Annotated in this window: 13 protein-coding genes; 4 read left to right on the forward strand and 9 right to left on the reverse strand. The window is 67.6% G+C overall.

Going from position 1 to position 14,508, the window contains the following annotated elements:
- Nucleotides 1-220: 220 nt before the first annotated feature.
- Complete coding sequence (locus Pla108_RS02940) at nucleotides 221-655, reverse strand: VOC family protein (protein ID WP_146442742.1); 435 nt, start codon at nucleotides 653-655, stop codon at nucleotides 221-223.
- A gap of 197 nt (nucleotides 656-852) precedes the next feature.
- Between Pla108_RS02940 and Pla108_RS02945 the strand changes: the two genes are divergently transcribed.
- Nucleotides 853-1,299 carry a GNAT family N-acetyltransferase gene (locus tag Pla108_RS02945; RefSeq protein ID WP_231934267.1) on the forward strand — a complete coding sequence of 149 codons (447 nt, stop codon included), beginning with the start codon at nucleotides 853-855 and terminating at the stop codon, nucleotides 1,297-1,299.
- Nucleotides 1,300-1,332: 33 nt separating this feature from the next.
- Here the strand turns inward: Pla108_RS02945 and Pla108_RS02950 are convergent, their stop codons facing one another.
- The 5 genes from Pla108_RS02950 to Pla108_RS02970 all read right to left on the reverse strand — a co-directional run bounded on the left by Pla108_RS02950 (nucleotide 1,333) and on the right by Pla108_RS02970 (nucleotide 7,181).
- Nucleotides 1,333-2,457, reverse strand: a complete 1,125-nt coding sequence (locus Pla108_RS02950; RefSeq protein ID WP_146442747.1) for a pyridoxal phosphate-dependent aminotransferase — start codon at nucleotides 2,455-2,457, stop codon at nucleotides 1,333-1,335.
- 127 nt (nucleotides 2,458-2,584) lie between these two features.
- Nucleotides 2,585-3,538 carry a DMT family transporter gene (locus tag Pla108_RS02955; protein WP_197526197.1) on the reverse strand — a complete coding sequence of 318 codons (954 nt, stop codon included), beginning with the start codon at nucleotides 3,536-3,538 and terminating at the stop codon, nucleotides 2,585-2,587.
- A gap of 248 nt (nucleotides 3,539-3,786) precedes the next feature.
- Complete coding sequence (locus Pla108_RS02960) at nucleotides 3,787-4,926, reverse strand: DUF11 domain-containing protein (protein ID WP_146442753.1); 1,140 nt, start codon at nucleotides 4,924-4,926, stop codon at nucleotides 3,787-3,789.
- 98 nt (nucleotides 4,927-5,024) lie between these two features.
- Nucleotides 5,025-5,750: a hypothetical protein gene (locus tag Pla108_RS02965; protein WP_146442756.1), complete on the reverse strand. Its 726-nt coding sequence runs from the start codon at nucleotides 5,748-5,750 to the stop codon at nucleotides 5,025-5,027.
- 84 nt (nucleotides 5,751-5,834) lie between these two features.
- Nucleotides 5,835-7,181 (reverse strand): hypothetical protein, encoded by a 1,347-nt coding sequence (locus tag Pla108_RS02970; RefSeq protein WP_146442760.1) that lies wholly within the window; start codon nucleotides 7,179-7,181, stop codon nucleotides 5,835-5,837.
- A gap of 267 nt (nucleotides 7,182-7,448) precedes the next feature.
- On the opposite strand from Pla108_RS02970, the gene Pla108_RS02975 reads away from it, so the two are divergent.
- Nucleotides 7,449-8,504, forward strand: coding sequence for a hypothetical protein (locus Pla108_RS02975; RefSeq protein WP_146442763.1), 1,056 nt, complete (start codon nucleotides 7,449-7,451; stop codon nucleotides 8,502-8,504).
- Nucleotides 8,505-8,531: 27 nt separating this feature from the next.
- Here Pla108_RS02975 and Pla108_RS02980 read toward each other — a convergent pair whose 3' ends face one another.
- Nucleotides 8,532-9,851 carry a TolC family protein gene (locus Pla108_RS02980; protein WP_146442766.1) on the reverse strand — a complete coding sequence of 440 codons (1,320 nt, stop codon included), beginning with the start codon at nucleotides 9,849-9,851 and terminating at the stop codon, nucleotides 8,532-8,534.
- Nucleotides 9,852-10,074: 223 nt separating this feature from the next.
- On the opposite strand from Pla108_RS02980, the gene Pla108_RS02985 reads away from it, so the two are divergent.
- Nucleotides 10,075-11,634 carry an amidohydrolase gene (locus tag Pla108_RS02985; RefSeq protein WP_146442769.1) on the forward strand — a complete coding sequence of 520 codons (1,560 nt, stop codon included), beginning with the start codon at nucleotides 10,075-10,077 and terminating at the stop codon, nucleotides 11,632-11,634.
- A 155-nt stretch (nucleotides 11,635-11,789) separates the two neighbouring features.
- Nucleotides 11,790-13,235 carry an NAD-dependent succinate-semialdehyde dehydrogenase gene (locus tag Pla108_RS02990; RefSeq protein WP_197526198.1) on the forward strand — a complete coding sequence of 482 codons (1,446 nt, stop codon included), beginning with the start codon at nucleotides 11,790-11,792 and terminating at the stop codon, nucleotides 13,233-13,235.
- A gap of 141 nt (nucleotides 13,236-13,376) precedes the next feature.
- On the opposite strand, the gene Pla108_RS02995 is transcribed toward Pla108_RS02990, so the two are convergent.
- Both Pla108_RS02995 and Pla108_RS03000 read right to left on the reverse strand, forming a co-directional pair.
- Complete coding sequence (locus Pla108_RS02995) at nucleotides 13,377-14,015, reverse strand: hypothetical protein (protein ID WP_146442776.1); 639 nt, start codon at nucleotides 14,013-14,015, stop codon at nucleotides 13,377-13,379.
- A gap of 65 nt (nucleotides 14,016-14,080) precedes the next feature.
- Complete coding sequence (locus Pla108_RS03000) at nucleotides 14,081-14,425, reverse strand: hypothetical protein (protein ID WP_146442780.1); 345 nt, start codon at nucleotides 14,423-14,425, stop codon at nucleotides 14,081-14,083.
- Nucleotides 14,426-14,508: the final 83 nt, after the last annotated feature.

The raw sequence follows: 14,508 nt of genomic DNA on the forward strand, positions 1-14,508 counted from the left end.
TGGGCGCAAATCATGTTGTGGGTCATCGGCCTCCCGGAGACGCCTGCGACGGTCGCCGGGGAGATGAGCAACTGGGCAAGCTAAACGCCCCGCATGAGTTGTTCAACCAAGAAATTCAAAAAAGAGCCGCCGTAGCGCTTGGCGACGGACGGAGCCATCCCCCAGCACGGAACTGGTGTGGGCACCGCGAGGCCAGGGAGCTAGCCCTTGGGTCGGGAGACTACTTCGCGAAGAGCTGCCCCGCGATATCGCGGAAGGCCTTAAACTCGATCGCCGTGCCGCTGGGGTCGCGGAGGAACATCGTCGATTGCTCTCCCGGCTCGCCTTTGAAACGGGTGTAGGGCTCGATCACCCACGCCACGTGGTGCGACGCCAGCCGGTCGCGCAGCGCCTCCCAGTCGGCCATCTCGAGCACGACACCGTAATGCGGGATCGGCACGCCGTGGCCGTCGACGGCGTTGTTCGCCGCGTCGGCCTTCGCCGGGTCGCGCGACGGGTCGAGGTGGACGACGAACTGGTGACCGAACAGGTCGAAGTCAATCCACTGCGCGGTGCTGCGTCCTTCGGGACAGCCAAGAACGCCGCCGTAGAAGACCCGGGCGGCGTCGATGTCGTGGACCGGAACGGCGACGTGGAAGGGAGTAAGGCTGGGCATGCGCATTCCGTGTACTGAAAGGGGGGGGCGGCGCGGGACTGACGCCAACATAGCGTTTCGGTGGCGGTGTGTTCGCTCGAGTTCTCGCGAACCTTTCAGTGGGGCCCGCTGTCGGTCCCTGCGAGAGGGGCCGCCACCGATGCATTCTCGCGTGATTCAATCATTGCTCGGTAGAGCGATCAACTCAGGAGGTGGGAGTGATCCGCGTTTACGAGGCATCCGACCTGGAAGACTTGCTTGACGTGTGGATGGCGGCGTCGCTGGTCGCGCACCCGTTCTTGACCGCAGATTTTCTCGCGTCGGAGCGGGAGAACATCCCGAAACTCTATCTCCCCAACGCCGAGACCTGGATCGACGAAGCCGCGGGGCGGGTCGTCGGGTTCATCGCCCTGATCGGCGCCGCGGTGGGTGCTCTTTTTGTTCACCCTTCGCAACAGCGGCGAGGGATCGGCCGCCGGCTGATGAACAAGGCGAAGGCGTTGTACCCGGAACTCGAGGTCGACGTCTTCACGGCCAACCCGATCGGGCGGGCGTTCTATGCCAAGAACGGATTCCAACCGGTGAAAGAGAGCGTTCACGAACCAACCGGTCAGCGGGTGATGCGACTCCGCTTCGCTCCGAAGCGTGGATCGGAAGCAGGTTAACCTCGCTGACTGGTCTGGGACCGACGCCAATTCTCAACGCTTTGCCAGTCGCCGTAGCACCTCGAGCCCGCGGTCGAGCGTCGCCATCGGCGCCGCGTAGCTAATACGAAAATGCGTGTCGCGACGGCTGAAGATGCCGCCGGGGATCACCAACAACTCGTGCTCGATCGCGCGGGCGACGAACTCGCTGGCGGAACCTTGGCCGGCGGGCGCCTTGGGGAACACATAGAACGCGCCGCCGGTGGGGGCGACTTCGTAGCCCGCGTCGCGGAGGCCGGCGACGACGTGGTCGCGGCGCTCGCGGTAGGCGTCGACTTGGGCCGACATGTCGGTGTGGAACGCCTCGATCGCCGCGTGCTGCAACGGGTGCGGCGCGCAGACGAACGTGTACTGCTGCAGGGCGGCCATCTTGTCGATGAGCGCCGACGGCCCGTGGATCCAGCCGATCCGCCAGCCGGTGACGCCATACGATTTGCTGAAGCCGTCGACGACGATCGTCTGATCGTTCCAGCGCGCGGGCGAGGGGAGGGCGCCGTCGTAGCAGAACTCGCGGTAGATCTCGTCCGAGAGCAACGCGATGTTGTGCTTCTTCGCCAGTTCCGCCAAGCCGCGGGTCGACTCGGCGCTGGCGACGACGCCGGTCGGGTTCGCCGGGCTGTTGAAGAGGATCAGCTTGGTCTTCGGTGTGATGGCGGCCTCGACCTTCGCTAGGTTGATCTGAAAGTCATCCTCGTAGGTGTCGATCACCACCGGGACGCCGCCGACCATCTCGCAGAGCGTCGGGTACATGACGAAGTAAGGGTCGAAGACGATCACCTCGTCGCCGGGGTTCACGAGCGCCCACATCGCGAGGTTCAGCGCGCCGCTGGTGCCGCTGGTGACCAGCAGCTTGCGGCCTTCGTGGCCCCACTCTTCATCGACGCGTGCTTGCAGCCGATCGCGCAACGCCGCGGCGCCTTGCGTGGGGCTGTAGCCGTTGAGGTCGTCGTGGATCGCCTTGCAGGCCGCTTCTTTCAGCGCCGGCGGCGCGGGGAAGTCGGGCTGGCCGATCGACAGGTTGATCGGGTCCTTGAGCTTCGCGGCGAGGTCGAAGACCTTACGGATTCCGGACGAGTCGAAGCGATCGGTGCGGTCGGCGAGCCAAGGATGGGCGGGCATTGGATTGCGGAATTCGGATTTCGGATTGCGGAAGGGCACTTAACCACAAAGGAACGAAGGAACCAAGGACACCTAATTGACTCGTCCTTTGTTCCTTTGTGGTTCAGAAACCTTGTTGTAGGAAGAGTTAGGCGTCGACCGGGAGCGGTTCGCCGCGCCAACTTTCGTCGTCGGCGAGCGTCTCCGTTGATGTTTCGACGGGCTTACGGGACGGGGCTTGGACGAGCGTCACCATCGCCAGGATGCCGGCGATCGCGATGATTTGTTGCGTGGTGATCTTCTCATTGTCGAAGAGGCCCCACAGCATCGCGATCACGGGGACGACGTAAGTCACCATCCCGGCGAAGAGCGGGCCCTGCGACTGCACCATGCGGACGAACGCCCAGATACACGCGCCCGTGCCGGTGACGCCGAGCATCGTCAGGCCCATCGCAGCGAGGGCGAAGTCGTGTCGCGGCTCGGGCGGCGTGGCGCCGAGCGTCGCTTGCAACGCCGGCGACGCAGCGACCGGCCCCAGCAGCACCGTCGAGGTCGCCAGCATCAGGAATGCCAGAGCGGTCGGCGGCGTGTCGTTGAGGCTGCGTCGGATCCAGGTGTTGCCGATCGCGTAGCTGAGCGGCACCGTGACCGCCGCCGCCAGCATGCCGAGGTGGATTCCGCGGAGGTTGCCGTCGTACATCAGCAAGAAGACGAACGCCAGACCGCCGAGCACGCCAATCAGCTGCCGCTTGGTGGGTTGGATCCCCAGCAGCGGGATCGAGACGAGGATCGTCAACAGCGGGTTTAGCGCGACCGTCATGCCGAAGAAGCTGTGGCCGAAGCCGCTGGAGATAAGCGTCGGCTGGACGACGTACGGATAGCCGTTGGCGAGCACCCCGATGGCGAGAATCGCCGGCAATTCGCGCCACTTCACGCGCTGACGGCGGTCGATCGTCATCCACAACAGGCCCAACAGCAGCGCGGCGCTAGCGACCCGGCCGAACCCGACCTCAAAGGGGCCGAACCACCGTGTGGCCCGGTCCATCAGGATGAAGTTGGAGCCGAAGAAGAGGCAAACGAAGGCGAACTGGACGTAGGCCATGCGGCGTGGGGAAGGCGGGGGCGAGGTAGGAGCCCGATTGTAGGCCCGTGGCCACTGCCTGGACATCGCCCCATGACGCGAGGTTCAGGGGAACCGCCAAGACGCTAAGAACGCCAAGGAGATCTTAGTCAGGATTTACAGGATCGACTGGATGATCATGGGGGAAGGCAATTCTTCCTCGAATCCTGTCGATCCTGTTCATCCCGTCAAGAAATCTTATTGGCGAACCTTGGCGTCTTGGCGGTTCCTCACCGCACGCGGCACTTGAACGTTAGCAGGCCCCCTTCGCCGGCTTCCACCTTGCCGTCGATCGCCCAGCGCAGCACCAGCGAGCCGGCGTCGTTGCGGGCGGTCGTGAAGTCGGCGTCGCGCGACGACTTGGCGGAGCCGTCGACATACTCCAGGCGGGTCGTCAGGTTGTCGAGCAGCACGAGGTCCTCGAGCGCCGAATCGCCGACATTGTCGTAGCGGAGCGTGAACTCGACCTCTTCGCCCGGTTGGGCGGCGTCGGTCGACGCGCACTTCACCAGGCGGAGCCGCGGGCAGCCTTGGTCGACGTGGTAGAGCAGGCCGGGCTGCTTGGGCGAGAAAACGGCCGAGGCCGCTTGGCCGGAGATCGCGACCTGCACCTCTTGGTCGCCCGTCCAGGTGATCGCGGCGAGCGACAGCTCGGCGACGATTGGCCCTTCGGACATGACGACCTCGCCAAGGTGCATCAGCTGCAGGTTCACGTAGGGGCCGACGAGGCTGCGGATCTCGGCGGCGGCCAGGTGACGTTCGATGCCGCCCGCCTGTTGGCGACCCTTGTAGAGCCCGGGCGGCAACGGCAGCACCTGGCCCTTGAGGGCGAGGTTCTGGAGCGAGGTGGTCGCGACCTGGGTCCGGTCGGCTTGCGCGGCGCCGAAGAGGTCGCCGACAGCGTCAACGAACGTCCGCTGCTGGGCGCCCATCGGGTGGACGACTTGCCGCACCGAGGCGAACCGCGGCGCATAGATGCAGACCCGCGTGCTCGGCGCGACAAAGGTCTTGCCTTCGCAGCCGGTGTAGGTGGCGACGGTGTCTTCCTGATGCAGTCCGATGAGCCCGCCGTCGCGGAGCACGCCGGTCGAGTACTCGCCGTCGCCGCCGTCGCACAGGTATTCGTCGCCCGGCCCGGCGTAACGCTGGGGCTGGCAGACGGGGCAACCGACGACGACGCAGCCCCCGGCCGGGCAGCCTTGATCGCAAGCGCCCTGATCGCAGCCATCGCTATAGCCGTCGCCGCCGAGCGGGCACGACGGGCAGTCCTGGCCGTAGGCACGGCACGAGCACATCAGCAGCGCCGCGACGACGATGAGCGTCCGCCGGAACCAGGTCGGCATCAGCGGCGAGTTGGGCGGCGTGTCCACGGTCGTTTTTTTCCTTCAGAAGGTTAACCACGACGAAACGACGGGCACGACGGATCGTTCGTCGTGCCCGTCGTGTCGTCGTGGTTCAATTCTTTCACCTAGTCAGCGGCGGACGCCTGTCGTAGGGCGGAGTCTTTTGTGCTTGAAGCCAAGGGCGTTGGCGTGGCGTAGCAGCCGTTGGCGAGGACGCCCGTGTCGCGGGCGCCGATGCGGAGGATCGCCACGGGTCGGCCCAGTTGGTCGGCGAGCACCAGCGGGTCGTCGCCCGGGCGGGCCTCGAACCACTGCTGTCCGCCGGCTTCTTTCTCGCTGACCGGCAGCGCCGTCTTCGGGTCCTCGACATAGACAACCCGGGTGACGAACGCCCCTTCGGCGGCGAGCCGGAGGTCCTGAAGCGTCAGCTCGATCGCGATCGGGAACTCTGTTTCTCTGCCGTAGGGCGGGTAGGTCCGGTCGATCAGTTCGACGGTCGGGTAGACCGTCACCTCTTCCAGACCGGGGACGCCCTCGGCGCGGAACCGATAGAGCTGGCCGACGAGCAGGCCGACTTTGAGGCTTTCCGACCGGGCGGTCGTTTCGCCGTGGGCGCCGGTCGCCGCGATGCTCGTGCCCGAGGGCATCCGCAACTCGACCGGCTGGTTGTAACCGTGCAACGGTCCGCCTCTCAGAAGCCGCTGGCTTCCAATCGCTCCCGGAGGCATGGCGCCGGCATGTAGCCAGTGCTTGGGCGTCTGTGCTACGGAGCACTGAGGCGTGCTCAGCAGCAGTCCGCCCAGCGTCGCCATTAGCATCACGCTGCCGGCGGCAAGGCCCTGCTTACGCAAGGCACATCTGAGAGGGCGGACCGTTGTCATGGTTTCGTTCGCGTCTCGTACAAGGAGTCGTTCCGTGGTTGACCGACGCCGTGATCAATCGCAGTACTCTTCGCAGTCGCCGCCGCCGTGCGGGTACGCCTGGGCGCCCTGCACCGCGGTGCGGATCCCGACGCCTGGCTTCACCGTGCCGTGGATCAGGTCGATCGGAGCGCGGTTCACTTCGTCGACGTGGATCTTGTTCACCGGACGCGGGTAGTTCAGGCCCGGACGCTGCTTGACCGACACGTGAACGGCGTTGGTGGGCGGCGGCAGGTGAACCCGAGTGCGGTTCTTGATGGTGTGCTTCTGCAGGCCGGCGGGCGAACCCATCGGCAGGTGCGGCGGCCCGGGGATGCCGATCGGCGTGCCCGTGTGGGGCATGCCCCACTGCGGGGCGCCGGCCAGCATGTGCGGCGGCATCGGCTGCGGGGCGAAGCCGGCGGCCGGCATGCCTATCGGCATGTTGGCCTGTCCGCCGCCGCCGCCGTACATCGGACCGCTGAAGCTGGGCGACGAGGCGCCGCCGCCGCTCGGACCGCAGTTGTCGCACCCGGCGCCGTAGGCGGCGGGCATGACCTGATCGCCGTACGAGCCGCCAGCCGTGCTGAGGTCCTTGCTGCCCATCCGCAGCACCGCCAGGATCGAACCGCGACGGTCCGCCTCGGCGACCGGGTCCACACCCGGATCGAGCCGCGTGCTGACAAGCGTCTCGACGCCCGACAGAGCGAGCTCTTGGAACTCGGGGTCCGGTAGGTAGATGACCTTCGTGACGAAGTTGCCGCTCATCACCTGGTCGAAGTCTTCCTCGGTGAACTGGACCGGCACCGCGGCGTGCGCCAAGAAGGCGTCGGTGCGGGCCGTGACCGGGGCCACCTCGAGCGTCGGGTAGAGCGTCACGCCGGCGCGGCCGGGGATGTTGCTCACCTTCAGGCGGTAGATCGCGCCCTGGGGGAAGTCCTGACGGTCCGGCACAAAGAGCGGAGCCGAATCGAACATCCCGGGGCTCGCGACGTCCCAGGCGATGGTGAGGCCGTCCTCACCGACGAACTGGACCTGCGAGGTCGGGCCCGAAGCGGCGCCGCCACCCGCATAACAACCGCCGCCGCCGTTGATCGAGCAGCTACCGTCTTCGCAGTACTGGCACTGCTCGCCTTCGTAGTTGCATCGGCAGGCGCCGTAGTTGGCCGGCGGCGTGCCGCCGGGGCCGTACTGGGCCGGCATCGCCGGTCCCATCATCTGGTTGCCCACCGGGATGACACCCGGTCCGGGGCCATCGACCCCCGGGCCTGGATGCATCAGGCGTGAGGCGGGCGGCAGGTTGTAGGCCATTCGGCCTGCGCAGCCGGTGGCCGCTACAGCGGCTCCTAACAACGTGTTCACGATCAGAGTCTGGACACGCATCGCTTCCCCCCTCGGCGTGTTCGTCGCGCCCGTCGTCGCCGGCGTCGTGCCCGCGCGTCCGTGCGTCCCGTAATTGGCTTGTGTCTTTGCTTTTTTTGGCGACGCCCCAGTTGGGCGACAATTGCCGTGGACGCCTCCCGTAGGCGGCGCCTAGACTCCCGCCGCGACGCGTCGAGACGTGACGCGCGCCGCGGGGCTAGTGTTTCCCCAGGCTTAGGTTCGGCCCCGCACAACGCGTTTCTTTGGTGAAAGCGTCAAAACCCGCGTATGACGAGCAACCCGCCTAGCCCGACCCCCACGCGTCGGGCCACCGGCTGGCTGCTCCGCGGCGTCGTGCTGCTAGCAGTCGGCGTCGGCGCCTACTACGGCCTGGAAGTGGCCGACCGCGTCGTGATGGATCGGATCGCCGGTCCGGCCTCGGTCGGACCGATCGAAGTCCTCGACGTCCCGCCGCTGCCCAACACGCCGGCCCCGCCGCGGGTCGCCGTCTCGTCCGAGGGGCCGGGCAACCTCCTCCTCCGCCGCGCCGCCGTCGCCATTGAGGGGCACGGATCGATCGGCGTAAGGCTTGACCAACACGGCGTGATCGACGGCCTCGCCATCGACACCAGCGGCCGTTACTACCAACTCGGCGCCGGCAGTCAGCGGCAGTTCCTGCTTGAGCAGACCGGCCAGTTGGCCGGGACGCCGGCGAGGCTGCTACGCGTCTCCGACAGCCGGTTCCTCTGGACCGACATGGCGTGGGGCGACCCCTCGCAGCCCGAGCGGGAAGTGACTCGCATCGACCTCCGCCAGGTCCGCCGCGCAGTGACCCAAGCCGACGACGAAGGGGGCCCCCCGGCGGCGACCGATCCCAACGCATGGTCGCGTTTTGGCGGCCTGCCGATGCTGCTCAGCGGCCTCGACGAGTCGTTCACCTTCGGCGCGCCGCGGGTGATGCAGTTCCGCAACGAACGCGTCGCCGCGATGGTGGGACGCTGGCGTCCCGAACGCATGGCGGCGCTCGTCGGCGACGACCAGACGACGCTCCCGGAGCGCGTTCCGCAGCACGTTGTGGTCGCGCTAAGCGAGGCGACGCTGTTCCCGCTGCTGGTCGAGTACCGCAACGCCCAAGACGCCCTGTCGGCCCCCGGCCTCCCCGACGAGGCGCTGCTCACCGACAGCGCTCAGCCGCTGCTCAAGATGGACATCGGCGTCCCCGAGTTTGGCGAACGCCTCGACGCCCGACTCTTCTCGTACCGCCCGTCGGGCGACGACTGGGCCGACCAAACCGAGCGCGAAGTACGCCTCGCCAACCCGTACGACGCCGCGATACGGAAGTAACGCTGTTCGACACGGCCGACGCTAGCGTCAATCGAGCTGCCCGCTGCCCGACAGCAGCCGCCCTTCGATGAGCTGCGACATTTCGTTCATCTCACGCAGCAGGGCGAGCCGCTCGAGGCTCACCTGGAAGTACGTCCGCTGGACGGTGAGGAGTTCGAGGTAGCTGACCTCGCCCGCCGCGTATCCCTCGGTCGACAGGCCAAGGCTTTCCTTGGCGCGGGGGAGGACCTCGCTAGCAAGCGTTTCGGCCTGGGTCTTGGCCCGTTCGTAGCGGCCGAACGCGTCGGCCAGCTGCCGGTGGAGCGTTTGCTCGGTCGATTCGAGGCGGCGATGGGCGGCGACCAACTCGGCCTGCGCGCGGCCGACGCCCCCCTGGTTGCGGTTCCAGAGCATCAACGGCACGCCGATCTGCACGCCCGCAACCGTGTCGTCGGTGCTGTCGTCGTACTGCACAGAGACTTGCGCGGTCACGTCGGCGACCGCCTGCGACTTCTGGAGGGCGATATTGCAGCGTGCCCGCTCGATCTCGGCGACGCGGGCCGCGATCGCGGGGCTCGCGGCGATGAGGCGGCTGGCCGACGCTTGCCAGTCGGTCTGGCCGAGGAGCGCCGTCAGGTCGGCGTCGACCACCTGCGGCGTCTCGGCCGGCAGACCCGTCAGCGCGGCCAGACGGCGCCAGCCGGCGTCGCGACGGACCGTGGCCTGCCGTTTCGAGGCGCCGGCGCGCTGCGATTCGATCTCTGCCTGCAGGACGTCGGTGCGGCGACCCTCGCCCGCTTCGATCAGTTTGTTCGACGTATCGACGCCCTTGAGGCTCAGCCCCAACAGCTGGTCGGCGAGCTCGATTTCGAGCTGCGAGAGGTAGGTGTCGACGAAAACGGTCCGCACGTCGGTGAGCAGCCGTAGCCGCTCGACATCGTAGAGCTGTTCGCGGACCCGCGCCTCACGGGCGGCGACCGACTGGGCGTAGTCGAGCTTGCCACCACGGATGAATTGCTGCCCCAGGTAGGCGCCTTGCTGGCCAGCGCGGCCGTCGTTGCCGACCTCGCTCGCCAAGTAGCCCCCCGTGGGGTTGGGCGGCAAACCCGCCTGGACGCACTCCCAGCGGGCGGCCGTCACCTCGGCCCGTAACGCGGCCAGCGACGGGCTGATCGAGAGCGCACGGCTCTCGGCGTCCGCGAGCGTCAGAACGTTGGCGCCCGTCATGTCGGGCGTCAGGTCGTCCGGGAACGTCATAACGGCCGGCAGCGCTCGGACCGACGTCGGCTCAAGGAGCGGCTCCTGTCCCCTTGTGGAGGCCGCCGCCGCGCAGACAAGGACAAGCAGGATCGAGCGGATTGAGACCATGAGACGCCGATGCAGACGGGTAGCGGGTTGTGCCGAAGCTGCCCTTAGAATCGGTTGCACCGGCGAGGGACGCCCCCTTCGTCGAAACCACCGTTACAGTTTGTCAGCCGGAGCCGCTAGCATGCCGGGCTCGCTTAGTAGCCGGGATCGCTGGTCCCAGCCGGCAGGAGTTCGTCGCTAGCACTCCTTGCAGCGACTCGGGGACGCGTAAGATGGCGAACCTATGATCGACCTTCTGCTCGAAAACGCCGTCCTGCCGCTCGCCGATGCCCCCGCCGATGCGGTGGCGATCACCGCGGGGAGGATCGTGGCGGTGGGCCACGGCGCCCAGCTGCGGCGCGAGCTGGCGCCGAAGCGGACAATCGACCTTGCCGGACGCACCCTGCTGCCGGGCTTCAACGACGCCCACCTCCATGTCTGGAAGGTGGGACATCTGCTCACCTCGCTCGCCGACCTCCGCGACGCCGAGTCGCTGCCCGAAGTGCGCCGGCGGCTCACCGCCCCGATGCGTGCGGACGGTGAATGGGTGCTCGGCCGCGGCGTCAACGAGTTGCGACTCGCCGAAGGCCGGCTGCCGACACGCGGCGAGCTCGACGGGTGGTTCCCCGACCGGCCGGTCTGGGTCACCCGCGTTTGCAACCATTTCGGAATCGCGAACAGCGCGGCGCTACGGGTCGTCGGCGTCGATCGCAACACTTCGGCGCCGGCCGGAGGCGAGCTGCGGCGCGACGCCGCCGGCGAACCGACCGGCGTGCTGACCGAGACGGCCATGCGACTGGTGACCGACCGCCTCCCGCCGCCCAGCGACGCGGCGCTGCGCGACATGGTCCGCGCGGCGAACCAGCGGCTCCTGAGCCTCGGCGTCACGGCGGTGACCGACCCGGGCGTCGACGACCGGCTGCTTGCCGTCTACGAGGCGATGAGCGCCGCCGGCGAACTCGTCGGACGGTTCAACGTGATGCGGCTCGCGCCCGAAGACGCCGCTTCCGACGCGATGGCGGAGTGGACGCCGCCCCGCTGTGACGAGCGATTGCGTATCGACACGGCCAAGTTCTTCATGGACGGCGGGCTGAGCGGCGCCACGGCGGCGCTGTCGACGCCTTACCGCCACGCCGACACGCGCGGCGTGCTCCGCTACGACCGGGACGCCTACGCGGTGCTCTGCCGCAAGACCGAGGCGGCCGGCTACCGCACCGCGACGCACGTCATCGGCGACCGGGCGATCGCCACGGCGCTCGACGCCTACGAGGCGTTGCCGCGGATCGCCAAGCGGGCGCGGTTCGAGCACTTTGGTTTGCCGACCGGCCACGACCTCGTGCGGACCGCTCGGCTCGGGATTGGCGTCGCGACACAGGCGATCTTCTTGCCGGAGTTGGGCGCCAACTTCCGCGAGTATCTGCCGGAGGATTTTCCGGTGACGCCGTACCCGATCCGGACGATGCTCGAGGTGGGGCTCAACGTCGCTCTCTCGACCGACGCGCCGGTGGTCCGCGACGAACGCCCTCTCGCCGGAGTCGCCGCCGCGGTCGGCCGGCGGTGCGGCGACGGCGCGCCGATGGGGCCCGACGAAACGATCACCCTCCGTGACGGCCTGTTGGCCTACACGGCCGCCGGCGCCAAGCTGTCGGGCGACGACGACCGGTTCGGCGCGATCCGGACCGGCTTGTTGGCCGACTTGGTGGTGCTTGATCGTTCGCCGCTCGAAGAACCGGTCGATTCGTTAATGGAGATTGGCGTAACAATGACGCTCGTCAACGGCGAGGTCGTCTTTGAACGCGAATAATTAATTGTGGGACTACTAATTGTGGATTGTGGGAGGCGTCTCCGACGCCGATGACGGTCTCCATGCCGACGACGCAAGTCGCGCGTTATCGGCGTCGGAGACGCCTCCCACAGAACGAGATGCGATGTTCTTCTTCCAACTGCGAGCGGGGCTTTATGCTTGACTGTCGTAACCAGCAACTGATCGACGGCGAATGGGTCGACGCCCTCGGTGGCGATGTCGCGGACGTCGTCGATCCGGCGACGGAGAAAGCGATCGCCTCGGTCCCATTCGGCGGCGCCGCCGACGCGCAGGCCGCTATCGACGCCGCCGCGACAGCGTTCCCGGCCTGGTCGGGCAAGACCGCGTATCAGCGCGCCGACGTGCTCCGCACCGCCGCTTCGCTTCTGCGTGAGCGCCGCGACTCCCTCGCTTCGGTCACTACTGCCGAGAGCGGCAAGCCGCTTGCCGAGTCGAAAGGGGAGTGGACCGTCGTCGCGGACCTCTTCGACTGGTTCGCCGAAGAGGCTAAGCGCGCGTACGGCCGCACCATCCCCGCAAAAATGCCGGGCCGGCGGTTGATGACGATCGAGCAGCCGCTGGGCGTGGTCGGCGTCATCACCGCATGGAATTTCCCGGCCTACAACCCGGCCCGCTCGGTCGCGGCGGCGCTGGCGGCGGGCTGTACGGTTGTCTGCCGGCCCGCCGACGAGACGCCGCTATCGGCGTTCGGCCTTGGCGAAGCGCTCGTCGATGCGGGGCTTCCCGCTGGCGTCGTCAACGTCATCAACGGCGACCCCGCCGCGATGGCCGGCGCCATGATGGACGACCCGCGTTGTCGCAAAATGAGTTTCACCGGCAGCACCGAGGTCGGTCGCTTGTTGATCCGCCAATCGGCCGACACGGTGACCGGCGTGTCGCTCGAGCTGGGCGGCAACGCGCCGGTGATCATCGAGCCCGACGCCATCGAGCGTGCCGGCGCGGCGGCCTTCGCCAAGACGGCGGTGCTCGCCCGCTTCCGCAACGCGGGGCAGGTTTGCGTCGCGCCGCAGCGGTTCTATGTGCATCGCGACGTGTACGACGCCTTCGTCGAAGCCGCGACGCCGCTGGTCGCCGCCTACCGCGTCGGTCCCGGCGCTAACGCGACCAGCGACATCGGCCCGCTCATCAACGCCGCGCAGCGCGACCGGGTCGAACGCCTGCTCGCCGAGCCGCACGGCGGCCGCGTCCTGGCGGGCGGCAAACGCCCGGCCGACCGCCCCAAAGGCTTTTTCTTCGAGCCAACGCTGGTTGCCGATGTCGCGACTGATTCGGCGTTGTGGCGTGAGGAGACGTTCGGTCCGGTCTTGGCGGTGACGCCGTACGACGAACTCGACGCGGCGATCGCCGACGCCAACGCGCTGGAGAGCGGCCTCGCCGCGTTTGTGTTTAGCCACGACCTCGCCCGCGCGACGCATGCCTACGAGCGGCTCGAGTACGGCATGGTGGCGGTCAACGGCTGGGTTCCGCACGCCACCGAAGGGCCGTTCACCGGCTGGAAACAGAGCGGCGTCGGCGCCGAGTCGGGGCCCGAGGGGCTCAGCGAGTACCTCGAGACGAAGCTCGTTAGTCTTTTCGTGTAGCAGGCGGTTTCTATCGATCGCGACCAGTACGTGGCGCTGCCCGAGGCTAGCGCCTACGGCTCATAAAAAGCGATCGAATCTTGAGCCGAAGGCGCTAGCCTCGGGCAGCGCTACGAAAAAAGAAAAAGCTGGTGACCCGCGTCAACGTGCCGACGGCGGCGCCTCAAACAGCCGGCAAGCGTACGTCCCGTCTCGCAGCACCCGGCCGTCGTGGCCCGCGGCGCCGGCGAAGTACTCGGTCCGATCGCCGATACCATCGGTCAGTTTTTGCGAGCTGCGGTAACGGAAACCGACACGCTCGCCCTCTTCTTCGACCCAGTGGAGGAAGATGACGCTGTGCCCCGAGCCCCCTTCACGCCAGAGCTGAACAAAGTCGCCCGGCTGCGCTTCTTCAAAGGGGACCGCTCTGCCGATGCCGAGGTTCTCGACGGCCAGGACGACGAGGGTCTTGTCGCCCCCCGGCGCGCCGTACCAGTCCTTCAGGAACTGGCGCGCGTCCTCGACCGACTTGTCGGCGAGCAGGCCGCGCTCTTCGGCTGTACGCATCGCGACGGCAAAGGTGTAGCCGCAGCAAAAGCTGCCGTCGGGGTTGGCTTCGAGCAAGCAGGCGTCCTTAAAGACGACCGGCTCCTTCACCCCTGTCGCGCCAGCGGTCCAGTCGTAGCCACCGCCATCGGGGAACGACCGGGCGATCTCGATGACATCCGCCGCCGCAGCTGTGCCCGCACCACAGGTGATTTCTGCCGCGACGAGTAGTAGCAAAGCGAAGGCGATACGCATCAATCCGAGTGGGCTGGGGGCCAAGAGCCGTGATCTTTCTCCCAGCCTACTCTGAAGCGTCGGCCTTAAGCCAGCAGGTCGAGATGGTGCTCGTCTTCATCCGGTGGGCCGTTGTCGGGCGGCTCGCCTGCGGACGAGGCTTGCTCGGCGGCCGCTTCCTCCTCGGGCTCTGCCGACTCGTCGTTGCTGCGTTCCCACAGGCGCCGGCCGTCGGCGTCGCGGTCGGCGGTTCCTTGGTCCTCTTCGGTCTGGCCAATGCCGGCCGACTTCTCGGCCCGCAGGTCGAGTTGATCGGCGGTCTCCTTCACCGCAGAGTCGCGCGCCGCGCGCTCCGAGGTCGCTCCCTTGGTCTGCGACAGCGGCGATCCGGCCGTGCTGCCGATGATTCCTCCCAGCGGTCCCATGCTCATAGCGATGGTGGGGGTGAAGTGGCGACGTGTCTTGCGGGGTGACCTCTCGGTGAAGGGTAGCTTTCTTTAGACGCGGGGCGGCA

Origin of the sequence: Botrimarina colliarenosi, assembly GCF_007859955.1 — a bacterium.
Lineage (GTDB): Bacteria > Planctomycetota > Planctomycetia > Pirellulales > Lacipirellulaceae > Botrimarina > Botrimarina colliarenosi.

Coding starts and splice junctions, on each gene's coding strand:
- Pla108_RS02940 (WP_146442742.1), bottom strand. CDS start 655: ATGCCCAGCCTTACTCCCTTCCACGTCGCCGTTCCGGTCCACGACATC.
- Pla108_RS02950 (WP_146442747.1), bottom strand. CDS start 2,457: ATGCCCGCCCATCCTTGGCTCGCCGACCGCACCGATCGCTTCGACTCG.
- Pla108_RS02955 (WP_197526197.1), bottom strand. CDS start 3,538: ATGGCCTACGTCCAGTTCGCCTTCGTTTGCCTCTTCTTCGGCTCCAAC.
- Pla108_RS02970 (WP_146442760.1), bottom strand. CDS start 7,181: ATGCGTGTCCAGACTCTGATCGTGAACACGTTGTTAGGAGCCGCTGTA.
- Pla108_RS02975 (WP_146442763.1), top strand. CDS start 7,449: ATGACGAGCAACCCGCCTAGCCCGACCCCCACGCGTCGGGCCACCGGC.
- Pla108_RS02980 (WP_146442766.1), bottom strand. CDS start 9,851: ATGGTCTCAATCCGCTCGATCCTGCTTGTCCTTGTCTGCGCGGCGGCG.
- Pla108_RS02985 (WP_146442769.1), top strand. CDS start 10,075: ATGATCGACCTTCTGCTCGAAAACGCCGTCCTGCCGCTCGCCGATGCC.
- Pla108_RS02990 (WP_197526198.1), top strand. CDS start 11,790: ATGCTTGACTGTCGTAACCAGCAACTGATCGACGGCGAATGGGTCGAC.
- Pla108_RS02995 (WP_146442776.1), bottom strand. CDS start 14,015: ATGCGTATCGCCTTCGCTTTGCTACTACTCGTCGCGGCAGAAATCACC.
- Pla108_RS03000 (WP_146442780.1), bottom strand. CDS start 14,425: ATGAGCATGGGACCGCTGGGAGGAATCATCGGCAGCACGGCCGGATCG.